We start from the raw sequence: 13,401 nt of genomic DNA, 5'->3' as shown, positions 1-13,401 counted from the left end.
GTCGGCGCGCTCGACGCGTTCGACGCCTGACATCGGCCGGCTCCTGGGAGTCGGCCGACCCGCCGGCCGGGACGCCCCACCGGGCGCCCGGCCGGGCTCACCTTCGGCCGCCGCCGACCCCCGCACAACGTGAGAGAAGAAGATCCAGTGACTGTTGAGAACCGTACCGTGGTCGTCACGGGTATCGGCGCCTTCACGCCGCTGGGCGGCGACGCCGCCACCACCTGGGAGAACCTGGTCGCCGGGCGCTCCGGGGTGGCTGCCCTGACCGAGGAGTGGGCCGCCGAGCTTCCCGTGCGGATCGCGGCGCGCACCGCCGTCGAGCCGGGCGAGATCCTGCCCCGTCCGCTCGCCCGCAAGCTGGACCGCTCGGCCCAGTTCGCGCTGATCGCCGCCCGTGAGGCCTGGGCCGACGCCGGCTTCGAGACCCCGGCCACCGACGAGTCGTCCAAGCTCGCCCCGGAGCGCCTGGGCGCCGTGATCGCCTCCGGCATCGGCGGCGTGACCACCCTGCTCGACCAGTACGACGTGCTGAAGGAGAAGGGCGCCCGCAAGGTCTCCCCGCACACCGTCCCGATGCTGATGCCCAACTCCCCGGCGGCCAACGTCGGCCTGGAGGTCGGTGCCCGCGCGGGTGTGCACACCCCCGTCTCCGCCTGCGCCTCCGGCGCCGAGGCGATCGGCTACGCGATCGAGATGATCCGCAGCGGCCGCGCCGACGTCGTGGTGGCGGGCGGCACCGAGGCGGCGGTCCACCCGCTGCCGATCGCCGCGTTCGCCAACATGATGGCGATGTCCAAGAACAACGACGAGCCCGAGCGCGCCTCCCGCCCGTACGACAAGGGCCGGGACGGCTTCGTGCTGGGTGAGGGCGCCGGCGTGGTCGTGCTGGAGTCGGTGGAGCACGCCGAGGCCCGCGGCGCCCGGATCTACTGCGAGGCGGTGGGCCAGGGCCTGTCCTCGGACGCCCACCACATCGCCCAGCCGGAGCCGACCGGCGCCGGCGTGGCCCGCGCGCTGGCCGACCTGTTCGACCGCAACGAGCTGGACAAGGCCGAGATCGTGCACGTCAACGCGCACGCCACCTCGACCCCGCAGGGTGACACCGCCGAGCTGAAGGCGCTGCGCAAGGAGCTGGGCGAGGACCTCGACCACATCGCCATCTCGGCCACCAAGTCGATGACCGGTCACCTGCTGGGCGGCGCCGGCGGCATCGAGACGGTCGCCACCGTGCAGGCGCTGTACCACCGCCTCGCCCCGCCGACCATCAACGTCGACGAGCTGGACGACGACGTGGAGGCGGACATCGTCCGCGACGAGGCCCGCAAGCTGCCCGAGGGCCGGATCGCCGCGCTGAACAACTCGTTCGGTTTCGGCGGCCACAACGTGGTGCTGGCCTTCCGCACCCGCTGACCCCGGGCCCGGCTCCCGGGCCCAGGACGACGGCCCAGGACGACGGAGAGGGGGCCCGGCGCTCGCGATGAGCGCCGGGCCCCCTCTCCCGTTCGTCCGTCCGGTCAGACCACCTGGTGCAGCCAGCGCACCGGGGCGCCCTCGCCGGCGTACCGGAAGGGCTCCAGCTCGTCGTCCCAGGGCTTGCCCAGCAGCATGGCGATCTCCGCCTCCAGGTCCGCCCCCTCGCTGCGGGCGCGCAGCAGCACGGCCCGCAGCCGGTCCTCGGGGATCAGGATGTCCCCGTGGATGCCGGTGACGGCATGGAAGATGCCGAGGCCGGGGGTGCTGCTGTACCGCTCGCCCTCGGCCGCGGCGCAGGGCTCGCTGGTGACCTCGTAGCGCATCAGCTGCCAGCCGCGCAGCGCGGAGGCGAGCTTCGAGGCGGTACCGGGCTCGCCCTGCCAGGACAGCTCGGCACGCCAGTGCCCGGGCGCGGCCGGCTGGCGGATCCAGTCCAGGCTCACCCGCACGCCGAGCACCCCCGCGACGGCCCACTCGACGTGCGGGCACAGCGCGCGGGGCGCGGAGTGGATGTACAGGACTCCACGTGTCGTCACCGGGACCTCCAGGCTGTGGACGAGGGTCGCCTTCCCCAGCTGCCTCGTGTTCGAGCCCGTAGTTGATCCGCAGTTACCCACGTCGGCTGACATTAAGCCACTAAATTGAGCAAAACGGACAGGCTTTCGCTCAATGCTAGTCGAAACCGCAACGAGGTCCACCCCCCGGTCGGATCTCTCCCCCGAACGGCCCCATCGCCGGGCGGGACCACCGTACCGCGCGGCCCCGCAGCGGGGATGACGCACTTTCGGATCCGGCCGGAATGCGGTAGTGCGGCCCGGGCCTCTCCGCCGGGTACGCAAACCGCTCCGCCCCGCACCGGGCGGGCCGGGTGCGGGGCGGAGCGGGCGCCGATGGGACGTCAGCCGTCCAGACGGACCACCATCTTGCCGGTGTTGGCGCCGCGCAGCATGTCCAGGAAGGCCTGCGGCACGTTCTCGAAGCCGTCCACCACGGTCTCCTCGAAGCGAAGCCTCCCGTCCTTCAGCCAGCCGCCGACCTCGGCGAGGAACTGCGGCTTCAGCGCGCCGTGGTCGCCGACCAGCACGCCCTCCAGGCGCAGCCGCTTGCCGATGACCTGTGCCAGGTTGCGCGGGCCGGGCGCCGCGGAGGTGTCGTTGTACTGGGCGACGGCGCCGCACAGCACGGCCCGGCCGTGCACGCCCAGCGCGTTGATCGCGGCCTCCAGGTGCTCGCCTCCGACGTTGTCGAAGTAGAGGTCGATGCCCTCCGGGGCGGCCTTGGCGAGCTGCTCGCCGACCGGGCCGTCCTTGTAGTCGAAGGCGGCGTCGAAGCCGTACTCCCCGGTCAGCCGGGCGACCTTCTCCGCCGAACCGGCCGAGCCGACCACCAGCGAGGCGCCCTTGAGCCGGGCGATCTGGCCGACGATCGAGCCGACCGCGCCGGCCGCGCCGGACACGAACACCCGGTCGCCCTCCTTGAGCGCGCCGACCGCCAGCAGGCCCGCGTACGCGGTCAGGCCGGGCATGCCGAGCACCCCGAGGTAGGCGGAGAGCGGCACGCCCTCGATCGAGGGCACCTTGACCGCGCGCGAGGCCGGGACGGTGGCGTACTCGCGCCAGCCCAGCCCGTGCAGCACCGCGTCGCCCGGGGCGAAGCCCTCGGCGCCGGAGGCGACCACGTACCCGACGGCGCCGCCGTCCATCACCTCGCCGAGCCGGAACGGCGGGACGTAGGACTTCACGTCGTTCATCCGGCCGCGCATGTAGGGGTCGACCGACAGGTGGGTGTTGCGGACCAGGACCTCGCCCGGGCCCGGGGTGCGGACCGGCGCCTCGACGAGGGCGAAGTCGGCCGGGGCGGGCCAGCCCCGCGGACGGGCGGCGAGGTGCCACTCACGAGCGGTGGCGGGCGCTTCCGGCGCGGTCGGCTCGGCGGCCATGATGATCTCCCACATGAAAGGTTGAGCAGGTGAAGTAAGAATGGGCATGAAAAGTTCATGTCGTCAAATATTCAGGTAGACTGGTGGCCATGAACGCCCAGCAGAACAGGGACACGCCGCCGCAGGCCGATGAGATCACCCGCGAGGTCGTCGATCTCATGGCCAACCTGGTCGCGCTCTTCCACCGCGAGTACGAGGAGGCCGCCGCCGCCCGCTCGCTCACCGGAGCGCAGGCCAAGGTCCTCGCCCTGCTGCGACGCGGCCCCATGCCCATGCGCCAGATCGCCCAGACGCTCAGCTGCGAGCCCTCCAACATCACCGGCATCGTCGACCGGCTGGAGACCCGCGGCTTCGTCACCCGCCAGCCCGACCGGCAGGACCGCCGGGTCAAGCTGGTCGCCGCCACCGACACCGGCCGCACCGCCTCCACGGAGCTGCGCGAGTCGCTGAACTTCGCCCGCGAGCCGCTGGCCGCGCTCGGCCCGGAGGAGCGCACGCAGCTGCGCGACCTGCTCCGGCGGATGCTCGCCGGCGCCACCGGACCGGGGGCGTGAGAAGCGTCACAGCGCCGGCCGCCGAATTGGCCGCCGATCGGAGGTAACCGAACACTCCCCCGAAACGTCTAACGTTCGGATGACCGGCACCCGCCCGCGACCAGGCGGTACGGGTGGGGAAACTGAGCGGAAGACGGGGGGACGGGAAGGATGAGCAGCAGCTCGCGCCGTCGGCGTGTCATACGGACCGTCATAGGACTCGCCGCCGTGCTGGTGCTGTCCGTGGTCGGTGCCGGGGCCTGGTTCTACCACCGGCTCGACACCAACATCACCACCTTCGACGCCGGCGGCGTCGCCACCGAGCGACCGCCGGCGCCGACACCGACCGCGCGGGGCGCCTCGGTGCCGGTCAACGTCCTGCTGCTCGGCTCGGACACCCGCAACGACGGCAACGCCGACCTCGGCGGCGGCGAGGAGGGCGTCGGCCACTCCGACACCGCGATCCTGCTGCACGTCTACGCCGACCGCAAGCACGCCGTCGGCGTCTCCATACCCCGCGACGCCCTGGTGACCATCCCCTCCTGCCGGCTGCCCAGCGGTGACTGGACCAAGCCGCGGACCGGCCAGATGTTCAACGAGGCCTTCACCGTCGGCGAGGCCGAGAAGGGCAACCCGGCCTGCACCCAGAACACCGTCGAGGCGCTCACCGGTCTGCGCATCGACCACACCATCGTGGTCGACTTCAAGGGCGTCGCCGCGATGACCGAGGCCATCAACGGCGTGGACGTCTGCGTGCCCAACGACGTCAACTCGCACAACATCAAGCTCAAGAAGGGCCCGCAGAAGATATCCGGCCCGCCGGCCGTCGACTACCTGCGCGCCCGCTACGGCTTCGGCGACAACTCCGACATAGGCCGGATGAAGCGCCAGCAGGCCTTCCTCTCCTCGATGATCCGCAAGGTCCAGTCCCAGGGCTTCTCCCTGCCCACCCTGCTCCCGCTGGCCGACGCCGCGACCCGCTCGCTCACCGTCGACGAGGGCCTGGGCACCGCGATGAAGCTGGTCGACTTCGCCCAGTCGCTGCAGCAGATCAACCTCTCCGACATCACCTTCGTCACCGCCCCCTGGCGGTTCTCCACCGTGCAGAACGGTCGGGTCGACCTCGTCCACCCCGACGTGGACACCCTGTGGCGGCTGCTGCGCGAGGACCGCACCCTGGACGGCCAGGCCACCGGCGAGGTCGCCGACGCCGCGAGCGCGACCCCCACCGCCCCCGCCGAGTCCTCCCCCTCGCCCTCCCCGACCGCCACCCCGCTCACCGCCGAGCAGCTCGCCACCCCGGTCACCGTGGTCAACGGCGTCGGCACCGACGGACTGGCCGGCCGCGGCTCCGCGGCGATCCGCGCCCAGGGCTACCGGAACGTCGCGCTCGGCCAGACCACCGGCGGGCGGCTGCTCACCGAGATCGCCTACGACCCGCCGTTCAAGGCCGTCGCCGAGCAGCTCGCCGCGCTCTTCCCGGGCTCCCGGATGACCGAGGAGCCGGGCTCGGAGGGCATCACCGTCACCCTCGGCCGCGACTACCACCCGGCCGCCACCGGCGCGCCCACGCCCGGCGTCCCGTCCGGCGTCCCGTCCGCCGCCGCCACCGGCCCGCTGCCGACCACCGTCCCCAGCGGCATAGCCGAGAACAGCCGCTCCGCCGACACCGACCCCTGCGCCAACCTCACCTTCGGCTGAGCCGGCGCGGGCCGCGCGGCTCAGACCGGGTCGGGCAGCCCGGTGACGACGGCGGTGAGCCGGGTGCCGGGCGGGAAGGCACCGGCCGCGGTGAGGCCGTACAGGGCCGCCAGCGCCTTCGCCACGTAGCGGCGCTCCAGCGCGATGCCGTGCCGCCGCTCGAAGCCGGCCGCGAACTCCTCCAGCGCGGCCGGCACCCGCCCGTACCCGCCGCCGTGGTGGCCGTGCTCGATCCGCCAGCCGTCGAACTCCCGCCCGTACGCCTCCCGGTGCAGCCGCGTCACCTCGCCCTCCAGGTAGCCCTCGCCGCCGCGCAGCACCGCCACGCCCAGCGCCCGCGCCCCGGGCGGCAGGCCCGCCGCGATCCCGGCCAGCGTGCCGCCGGTGCCGACCGGGCAGCAGACCACGTCCCGCTCCCCGAGCCCACCCGCCTCCAGCAGCTCCGCCACCACCGCCTGGGCACCGCGCGCGGCGAGCGCGTTGGACCCGCCCTCGGGCAGCACCAGGCACGGCCCGAAGCGCCGTCGCAGCTCCGCCTCTCCGCCGCCCCCGGCGACCCGCCCGGCCGCCTCCCGGTACTCGGCCCGGGACAGGAACACCAGCTCCATCCCGGCCTCCTCGGCGGCCCGCAACGACCAGTTCCGCGGCGCCCCCGCCAGCTCCTCGCCCCGCACCAGCCCCACGCTCGACAGCCCCAGCGCCCCCGCCGCCAGCGCCACCGCCCGCAGATGCGTCGAGTACGCCCCGCCGAAGGTCAGCAGCCGCCGGTGCCCGTCCCGCACCGCGGACTCCAGATTGGGCCCCAGTTTGCGCCACTTGTTCCCCGGCACCAGCGGATGCACCAGATCGTCCCGCTTCAGCCGCAGCCCCACCCCGGCCCGTTCGAACACCTCGTCAACACAGGGGACCAGCGGGGTCGGTACACACGGAGCCTGGAGCACCCGCCCAGAATACGGAGCCGCCCGCACCGGCCCGCCGTCCGGCCGGGGCCGACGGGGTGCCGACGCGGGCCGGGGGCCTCATCGTCCGGGTGAATCCTGGCGCGTCGCAGCGTGGCAGCAGGCCCGATCCCCTAGGGTTTTCCCAGCCAGGGGGCCGCTCGCGCGGGTACGGAAGGTGGGGCGGGTGGGACTCGAACCCACGACCAAGGGATTATGAGTCCCCTGCTCTAACCGGCTGAGCTACCGCCCCGGTTCGCAGCACGCGACGGCAGGCCGGTCGCGGCAGCAGCAGACGGCCCCGGAAGGCCGTCCCGGGCAGCATAGCCGGTCGATCACCCGTGGTGCGCGCCGGGGGCGCGCACGGGTGCGCGGGCGGGCGGACGACGGTGGCGCCGGCCGCGCCGGACTGGTAGATCTTGGTCCCGAACGGCGGAGAAGCGTGGACGGTCGCGCCCGCCCCGAGGAGGAGACGGAGCCCCGGATGCCCTCCCGCCCGGTCCGCACCGCGCACGCCGCGAGGACGGTCGCGGTGGCGGCCCTGCTGCTGGCCACCGCGATGGCGTGCGGCGGGGGCCAGGGCGACGGACGGACGGCGGCGGTGGCCCCGCAGAACCCGGTCTGGGACCGGGTCGGCACGCTGTCGGTGCACACCGCGCAGGGGCCCCGGGCGTGCACGGCGAGCGTGGTGCAGAGCCCGCGGCGCAATCTGCTGGTGACCGCCGCGCACTGCGTGCAGAACCACCGGATCGGCCTGCTGGACGGCCTGGTGTTCACCCCCGGCTACCGCAACGGGTACTCGCCGTACGGGAGTTGGCCGGTGAGGTCGGTCACCGTCGATCCCCGCTGGTCCGCCGACGCCGACCCCGAGTACGACGTGGCGTTCGTCACCGTGGACCCGGTGGGCGGCCGGCAGGTCGAGGACGCGGTCGGCGGCAACCCGCTCGGCACCGACCAGGGCTTCGGCCTGGCGGTCTCGGTCACCGGCTACCCCAACGAGCGCGACGAGCCGATCACCTGCTCGGGCCTGACCGCCTCGCAGAGCCCCACCCAGGAGCGGTTCGACTGCGCCGGCTACACCGACGGCACCAGCGGCAGCCCCTGGCTCACCACCAACGGCCGGGTGATCGGGGTGATCGGCGGCTACCAGGAGGGCGGCGAGACGCCGGGCACCTCGTACAGCGTGACCTTCGACGAGCGGGTCACCGAGCTCTTCCAGCAGGCGGTGACCTGAGGCGGTGACGTGCGTCGCCGGCGTCCGGCAGCGACGTGAGGCGGCTCACAGCAGCCGGTCCGCCCGGGACAACACGAAGGCCCCCCGGTCTACCGAGGGGCCTTCGCTCTGAGCAGTCACCGGGCGGACCCGGCGCAGCTCCCGCATTTGGACTCGAACCAAAAACCTGCCGGTTAACAGCCGGCTGCTCTGCCAATTGAGCTATGCGGGATCGCGGTACACAACTCCCGTACCACGTGTGGGCGTCAGCACCAGATGGGCATCCACCGCGCTCCCCCAATTGGACTCGAACCAATAACCTGCCGATTAACAGTCGGCTGCTCTGCCAATTGAGCTATGGGGGATCGAGCTTCGCGCCCCGGCTCCCGGTCTCCCGGGCTCCTCGGCGCTCGCTGCGGGACATACATTAGCGCACTCGGGGGGGTGGTCCGCCAATCGCTTTCCCCGGCCCCCGGCCGGACGCCCCCGCCCGGCGCGTTCCCCGCGCGCCCGGGGCGCCGTCCGTGGATGCTGGGGTCGCCGACGGTTCACCGTCCCGGCAGACGGGTAGGGCAATGCGGCAATGGCCGCCAGGAGAGGGTGGAATCCGACCATGTGGAAGCTGTCGTTCGGTGTCGGACTCGCGACGGGCTACGTCCTGGGCACGCGGGCGGGGCGCCAGCGGTACGAGCAGATCGCCAGGATGACCCGGCAGGTCGCCCAGAACCCGAAGGTCCAGGGTGCCGCCGGCAAGGCCCGGCAGCAGGCCGGCGCGGTCGCCGGGAAGGCCGCCGGCGCCGTCGCCGGCAAGGTCGGCGACCGGCTGCCCGACTCGGTCACCGACCGGGTGCCGTACTTCAACCGGGCCAGGAGCGAGGACGACAGCTGGGGCACCTACCGCCCCTGACCGACGTCCCCGACCGGCCCGCCGTACCGCCTAGCACCCGTCCGTGACGGACTGGTGACCGGGCGGTGACGGCCGGCCGGACGCGGGCTCCCGGGCGCGGTACCGAACGGGCAACACTTGCCCGGGCGGGCCGCGCCCGGACGCCCGCTGAGGCATGATCTCGACCATGGCCATCGTCGCGGGGATAGACAGCTCGACCGGTCGCACCCGGATCGTCGCGTGCGACTCCGCAACAGGGGCCGTCCTGCGCTCCGGCAAGGCACCGCACCCCGCGCCCGAGGACCCCGACACCCGGCCCGGCGAGACCGACCCGCAGCTCTGGCTGCACTCGCTCGGCGACGCGGCGGCCGGCGGCCTGCTGGAGAGCGTCCGGGCGATCGGCGTCAGCGCGCAGCAGCACGGCATGATCGGCCTGGACGCCGGCGGCGTGCAGGTCCGCCCGGCGATCCTGTGGAACGACCCGCGCTCCAGCGGCGCGGCGGCCGCCCTGCTGGACGAACTGGGCGGCCCGGCGGCCTGGACGGCCGCGATCGGCGCCGTCCCCAGCCCCGCGTACACCATCGCCAAGCTGCGCTGGCTCGCCGAGTTCGAACCGGCCAGCGCCCGGCGGATCGCCGAGGTGCTGCTGCCGCACGACTGGCTGGTCTGGCAGTTGCTCGGCCACCCCAAGCGCCGCACCACCGACCGCGGCGACGCCTCCGGCACCGGCTACTGGTCCCCGATCACCGGCGAGTACCGGCAGGACCTGGTCGAGCTGGCGCTCGGACACGAGCTGAAGCTGCCGGACGTGCTCGGCCCCGCCGAACCCGCCGGCCACACCCCCGAGGGACTGCTCATCTCGGCCGGCACCGGCGACAACATGGCCGCCGCGCTCGGCCTCGGCCTCGGCCCCGGCGACGCGGTGGTCTCGCTCGGCAGCTCCGGGACGATCTTCGCGGTCCACGAGCAGGCCGTGGTGGACGCCACCGGCCTGGTCTCCTCCTTCGCCGACGCCACCGGGCGCCATCTGCCGATGGTCGCCACCCTGAACGCCGCCCAGGTGCTGCGCTCCACCGCCGCGCTGCTCGGCCGCGACCTGGAGGGCCTCAGCGACCTCGCCCTGCAGTCCTCCCCCGGCGCCTACGGACTGGTGCTGCTCCCCTACCTGGACGGCGAGCGGACGCCCGCGCTGCCGCACGCGGCCGGCACGCTGACCGGGATGCGGGCCGAGTCGATGACCCCTCAGCACCTGGCCCGGGCCGCCGTCGAGGGCATGCTCTGCAACAGCGCGGACGCGCTGGACGTGCTGCGCGCCCGCGGCGTCGAGGTGAAGCGGGTGTTCCTGCTGGGCGCCGCCGGGCGGCTGGCGGCGGTGCGGCACGTCGCCCCGCAGCTGTTCGGCGTCCCGGTGGTCGTGCCGCCGCCCGGCGCGCACGCGGCCCGCGGCGCGGCCCGGCAGGCGGCCTGGGCACTGGCCGGCACGCCCGAGCCGCCGCGGTGGGACCTGCCGGAGGCCGTCACCGTGGCCCCGGACGCCGAGCACGACCTGCCGGTCGGCTCGGCGGTCCGCCAGCAGTACCGGGCCGCCCGCGAGCAGATCCACCCGGAGACGGCCGGCTGAGACGGCCCGCCCCGGGGCGTTCCGGGGCGCACGGAGGGTGTACGGACGGCCCGAGCGGTGAAGATGCGTCACCCGGCGACCGGTGGGAGCGTGGGAGACGACGCGGCCACCGTTCGGAAGGGCGGCAGAATGCCATGGCACTGCACAAGGGGACCGGAGACGACCGCCGGCTGACCGTCGGCCCGTTCGTCGGCACCGCCGCCGACCCGCTCGGCGCGATGGAAGTGGCGCCCCCGCTGCACCGGCTCGCCGACGGCCCCGTACCGGCCGACACGGCGTACCAGCTGATCCACGACGAACTGCTGCTGGACGGCAACGCGCGGCTCAACCTGGCGACCTTCGTCAGCACCTCGATGGAGGTGCAGGCCACCCGGCTGATGACCGAGTGCCTCGACAAGAACATGATCGACAAGGACGAGTACCCGCAGACCGCCGAACTGGAGCGACGCTGCGTGTCCATCCTCGCCCACCTGTGGCACGCCCCCGACCCGGACGCCGCCGTGGGCTGCTCCACCACCGGCTCCAGCGAGGCCTGCATGCTGGCCGGCCTGGCGCTCAAACGGCGCTGGATCCGCCGCAACGCCGACCGCTACGCGGCGGGGGCCCGGCCCAACCTGGTGATGGGCGTCAATGTGCAGGTCTGCTGGGAGAAGTTCTGCAACTTCTGGGAGGTCGAGGCCCGCACCGCGCCGATGGACGGCGAGCGGTTCCACCTCGGCCCCGAACAGGCGGTGGAGCTCTGCGACGAGAACACCATCGGCGTGGTCGGGGTGCTCGGCTCGACCTTCGACGGCTCCTACGAGCCGGTGGCGGAGATCTGCGCAGCGCTCGACGACCTGCAGCGGCGCACCGGCCTGGACGTCCCGGTGCACGTGGACGGCGCCTCCGGCGCCATGATCGCGCCGTTCCTGGACGAGGACCTGCCCTGGGACTTCCGGCTGCCCCGGGTCGCCTCCATCAACACCTCCGGCCACAAGTACGGGCTGGTCTACCCCGGCGTCGGCTGGGCGCTGTGGCGGGACCACGAGGCGCTGCCCGAGGAGCTGGTGTTCAAGGTCAACTACCTGGGCGGCGACATGCCGACCTTCGCGCTGAACTTCTCCCGGCCCGGCGCCGAGGTGATCGCCCAGTACTACGTCTTCCTGCGGCTCGGCCGGGCCGGCTTCCGGGCCGTCCAGGGCGCCTGCCGGGAGGTGGCCGGGTACCTGGCCGACGGGATCGCGGGGCTGGGCGGCTTCCGGCTGCTGACCCGGGGCGACGAGCTGCCGGTGTTCGCGTTCACCACGACGGACGACGTGCCGTTCGACGTCTTCGACGTGTCGCGCCGGCTGCGCGAGCGCGGCTGGCAGGTGCCCGCGTACACCTTCCCGGCGAACCGGGAGGACCTCGCGGTGCTCCGGGTGGTCTGCCGCAACGGCTTCTCCCGCGACCTCGGGGACCTGCTGCTGGGCGATCTGGAACGGCTGCTGCCGGAGCTGCGCCGCCAGCCGGGCCCGCTCAAGGATCTCGGGGTGCCGGTCCGGACGGGCTTCCACCACTGACCCCCGGCACCGCCCGCCGCCGCACCCGCCGCACCCGCGGATGTAGGTGCGGCGGGGGCTCGCGGCGGGCGTGATCGCGGCCGGGCGGACGCGCTGAACGCGTCGGCCCGGCCGCGTGTCCCTGCGGTCCGGGGCAGCCTCCCCCCGTGGAGGCTGTCACGTACCGGTGGGGGTCAGGGCACGGCCGTCGCCGGGCCGTCGAAACGGTCCCCGGACGAAGGACCGGGGCGGCGAACCGCTCCGGCCGGAAGAAACAATGCCCGACGACCACATGAATGTTCGAGCCTTCCCCGGTGTTGTGAGACACTTCCGTCCGTCTCAGCGCCAGGACCTGGGTTTTGGGACGCCGGGCCGCTGAGGTTTGAGACGCGGACACGCCCGCCCGGGCCCGGAGCGGCGCCCCGCGGGGCATCGCCCGTTCCAGCCCGCCGCCCCGCCCGCCTCGATGTTTGGAAGAGACCGCATGGGTTCCGCCTGGAAGCAGTTGCCGGACGACCTCTCCGCCCCCGCCAGACGTCTGACGGAGGAACTGCGCGCTGTCAAGGACGCGACCGGGCTCTCGCTCTCCGAGCTCGCCGCCCGGACCCACTACAGCCGGGCCTCCTGGGAGCGCTGGCTGAACGGCAAGCGGATCGTCACCGAGCAGGCGCTCGACGCGCTGATCGGGACGGTGGAGTGCGACGGCCCGGCGCTGCGGGCGCTGTGGGACCTGACGGCGGCGGAGGTGGCGGCGGCGCCGGGCGAGGCCTCGGCGGAGGCCGAGGCGGGCGCCTCGGTGGAGCCGGAAGCGGAGCCGGAGGCCGTGCCGGACACCACGCCTGACGCCGCGACAGGCCCGGTGGGTGCGGCCGACGCGGAACCGGCGGAGGGCGCCGGACCGGAGACCCGTCCGGCGCGCCGCCGCCCTCTGCTGGCCCTGGTCTCGGCCGCGGTGGTGGTGGCGCTGCTGCTGGCCCTCGCCGGCCTGCAGGCGTTCTCCGGCGACGGCGCCGACGACGGCGCCGCGCCGACCGCCGCCACCGTGCCGGCGTCCGCCCCGGCCTCCTCCCCTCCCGCGGCCTCCACGCCGCCCCCGGTGCCCGCCAACCCCGCCCCGGACGTCCCGACCTGTCAGGCGCTCGGCTGCGTCCACAAGGACCCCAGGCCGACCGGCTGCGGCGGGGACGCCCGGACCCTGCTGACCACCAACGTCGGCAAGGTCGTCGTCTACCTCCGGTACAGCCAGAAGTGCCAGGCGGCCTGGGCCGGCATCAGCGAGGGCCAGCCCGGCGACCAGGCGACCATCACCACCAGCGCCGGCGAGTCGGAGACCGCGCTGATCCACTGGGGGTACGACAACTACTCGTGGATGGTGAACGCGGCCGATCCGACGGTCACCCTGCAGGTCTGCGGGCAGCGCAAGGACCCGGAGGGCTCCGCCTGTTCGTCCCAGGTGTCCGACCTGGCCCGGGTGGTCGCCTCCACCCCGATCCCGGTCGGCCCGGCCACCCCGCCGGCCACCGCGACCGCCACCGAGCCGGCCCAGCCCGCGCCGCCGGGCCAGTCCGGCTAGG

At 74.0% G+C, this 13,401-nt stretch carries 11 protein-coding genes and 3 tRNA genes; 8 read left to right on the top strand and 6 right to left on the bottom strand.

Going from position 1 to position 13,401, the window contains the following annotated elements:
• Positions 1-147: 147 nt before the first annotated feature.
• Positions 148-1,413, top strand: coding sequence for a beta-ketoacyl-ACP synthase II (fabF, locus tag ACFVVU_RS29645; RefSeq protein ID WP_380690334.1), 1,266 nt, complete (start codon positions 148-150; stop codon positions 1,411-1,413).
• Between the two features lie 104 nt (positions 1,414-1,517).
• On the opposite strand, the gene ACFVVU_RS29640 is transcribed toward fabF, so the two are convergent.
• Positions 1,518-2,012 (bottom strand): DUF3145 domain-containing protein, encoded by a 495-nt coding sequence (locus tag ACFVVU_RS29640; protein WP_350566458.1) that lies wholly within the window; start codon positions 2,010-2,012, stop codon positions 1,518-1,520.
• Between the two features lie 362 nt (positions 2,013-2,374).
• A complete protein-coding gene (locus ACFVVU_RS29635) occupies positions 2,375-3,430 on the bottom strand; it encodes an NADP-dependent oxidoreductase (RefSeq protein WP_380685702.1) in 1,056 nt (351 codons plus the stop codon).
• A gap of 74 nt (positions 3,431-3,504) precedes the next feature.
• On the opposite strand from ACFVVU_RS29635, the gene ACFVVU_RS29630 reads away from it, so the two are divergent.
• Both ACFVVU_RS29630 and ACFVVU_RS29625 read left to right on the top strand, forming a co-directional pair.
• A complete protein-coding gene (locus tag ACFVVU_RS29630; protein WP_380685704.1) occupies positions 3,505-3,969 on the top strand; it encodes a MarR family winged helix-turn-helix transcriptional regulator in 465 nt (154 codons plus the stop codon).
• Between the two features lie 150 nt (positions 3,970-4,119).
• Complete coding sequence (locus ACFVVU_RS29625; RefSeq protein WP_380685706.1) at positions 4,120-5,649, top strand: LCP family protein; 1,530 nt, start codon at positions 4,120-4,122, stop codon at positions 5,647-5,649.
• 20 nt (positions 5,650-5,669) lie between these two features.
• Here the strand turns inward: ACFVVU_RS29625 and ACFVVU_RS29620 are convergent, their stop codons facing one another.
• The gene (locus ACFVVU_RS29620) at positions 5,670-6,539 is read right to left on the bottom strand and encodes a 1-aminocyclopropane-1-carboxylate deaminase/D-cysteine desulfhydrase (RefSeq protein ID WP_387793331.1); all 870 of its coding nucleotides are present in this window, start codon (positions 6,537-6,539) and stop codon (positions 5,670-5,672) included.
• A 227-nt stretch (positions 6,540-6,766) separates the two neighbouring features.
• A tRNA-Ile gene (locus ACFVVU_RS29615) sits at positions 6,767-6,840 on the bottom strand.
• A 231-nt stretch (positions 6,841-7,071) separates the two neighbouring features.
• Here ACFVVU_RS29615 and ACFVVU_RS29610 point away from each other — a divergent pair.
• Positions 7,072-7,821 (top strand): trypsin-like serine peptidase, encoded by a 750-nt coding sequence (locus ACFVVU_RS29610; protein WP_387793329.1) that lies wholly within the window; start codon positions 7,072-7,074, stop codon positions 7,819-7,821.
• 138 nt (positions 7,822-7,959) lie between these two features.
• On the opposite strand, the gene ACFVVU_RS29605 is transcribed toward ACFVVU_RS29610, so the two are convergent.
• Both ACFVVU_RS29605 and ACFVVU_RS29600 read right to left on the bottom strand, forming a co-directional pair.
• Positions 7,960-8,032, bottom strand: a tRNA-Asn gene (locus ACFVVU_RS29605).
• A 60-nt stretch (positions 8,033-8,092) separates the two neighbouring features.
• Positions 8,093-8,165, bottom strand: a tRNA-Asn gene (locus ACFVVU_RS29600).
• 248 nt (positions 8,166-8,413) lie between these two features.
• On the opposite strand from ACFVVU_RS29600, the gene ACFVVU_RS29595 reads away from it, so the two are divergent.
• From ACFVVU_RS29595 to ACFVVU_RS29580, 4 genes are all read left to right on the top strand, one after another.
• On the top strand, positions 8,414-8,707 hold the full coding sequence (locus ACFVVU_RS29595) for a hypothetical protein (RefSeq protein WP_380685712.1): 294 nt from the start codon (positions 8,414-8,416) through the stop codon (positions 8,705-8,707).
• 166 nt (positions 8,708-8,873) lie between these two features.
• Entirely contained in the window at positions 8,874-10,307 is a 1,434-nt protein-coding gene (locus ACFVVU_RS29590; RefSeq protein ID WP_380685714.1) for an FGGY family carbohydrate kinase, read from the top strand.
• Between the two features lie 134 nt (positions 10,308-10,441).
• On the top strand, positions 10,442-11,848 hold the full coding sequence (locus tag ACFVVU_RS29585) for a glutamate decarboxylase (protein ID WP_380685716.1): 1,407 nt from the start codon (positions 10,442-10,444) through the stop codon (positions 11,846-11,848).
• 463 nt (positions 11,849-12,311) lie between these two features.
• Positions 12,312-13,400, top strand: a complete 1,089-nt coding sequence (locus ACFVVU_RS29580) for a DUF2690 domain-containing protein (protein ID WP_387793326.1) — start codon at positions 12,312-12,314, stop codon at positions 13,398-13,400.
• Position 13,401: the final 1 nt, after the last annotated feature.

The organism is Kitasatospora sp. NPDC057965, from assembly GCF_042887135.1.
Classification (GTDB): Bacteria; Actinomycetota; Actinomycetes; order Streptomycetales; family Streptomycetaceae; genus Kitasatospora.
Note: the sequence above shows the minus strand (reverse complement) of the source record. Positions and strands in the feature narration are given on the sequence as shown.

Bases quoted from the DNA above. Each gene is read 5' to 3' on its own strand.
- ACFVVU_RS29635 (WP_380685702.1), bottom strand. From the start codon at position 3,430: ATGTGGGAGATCATCATGGCCGCCGAGCCGACCGCGCCGGAAGCGCCC.
- ACFVVU_RS29625 (WP_380685706.1), top strand. From the start codon at position 4,120: ATGAGCAGCAGCTCGCGCCGTCGGCGTGTCATACGGACCGTCATAGGA.
- ACFVVU_RS29630 (WP_380685704.1), top strand. From the start codon at position 3,505: ATGAACGCCCAGCAGAACAGGGACACGCCGCCGCAGGCCGATGAGATC.
- ACFVVU_RS29580 (WP_387793326.1), top strand. From the start codon at position 12,312: ATGGGTTCCGCCTGGAAGCAGTTGCCGGACGACCTCTCCGCCCCCGCC.
- ACFVVU_RS29585 (WP_380685716.1), top strand. From the start codon at position 10,442: ATGGCACTGCACAAGGGGACCGGAGACGACCGCCGGCTGACCGTCGGC.
- ACFVVU_RS29595 (WP_380685712.1), top strand. From the start codon at position 8,414: ATGTGGAAGCTGTCGTTCGGTGTCGGACTCGCGACGGGCTACGTCCTG.
- ACFVVU_RS29610 (WP_387793329.1), top strand. From the start codon at position 7,072: ATGCCCTCCCGCCCGGTCCGCACCGCGCACGCCGCGAGGACGGTCGCG.
- ACFVVU_RS29590 (WP_380685714.1), top strand. From the start codon at position 8,874: ATGGCCATCGTCGCGGGGATAGACAGCTCGACCGGTCGCACCCGGATC.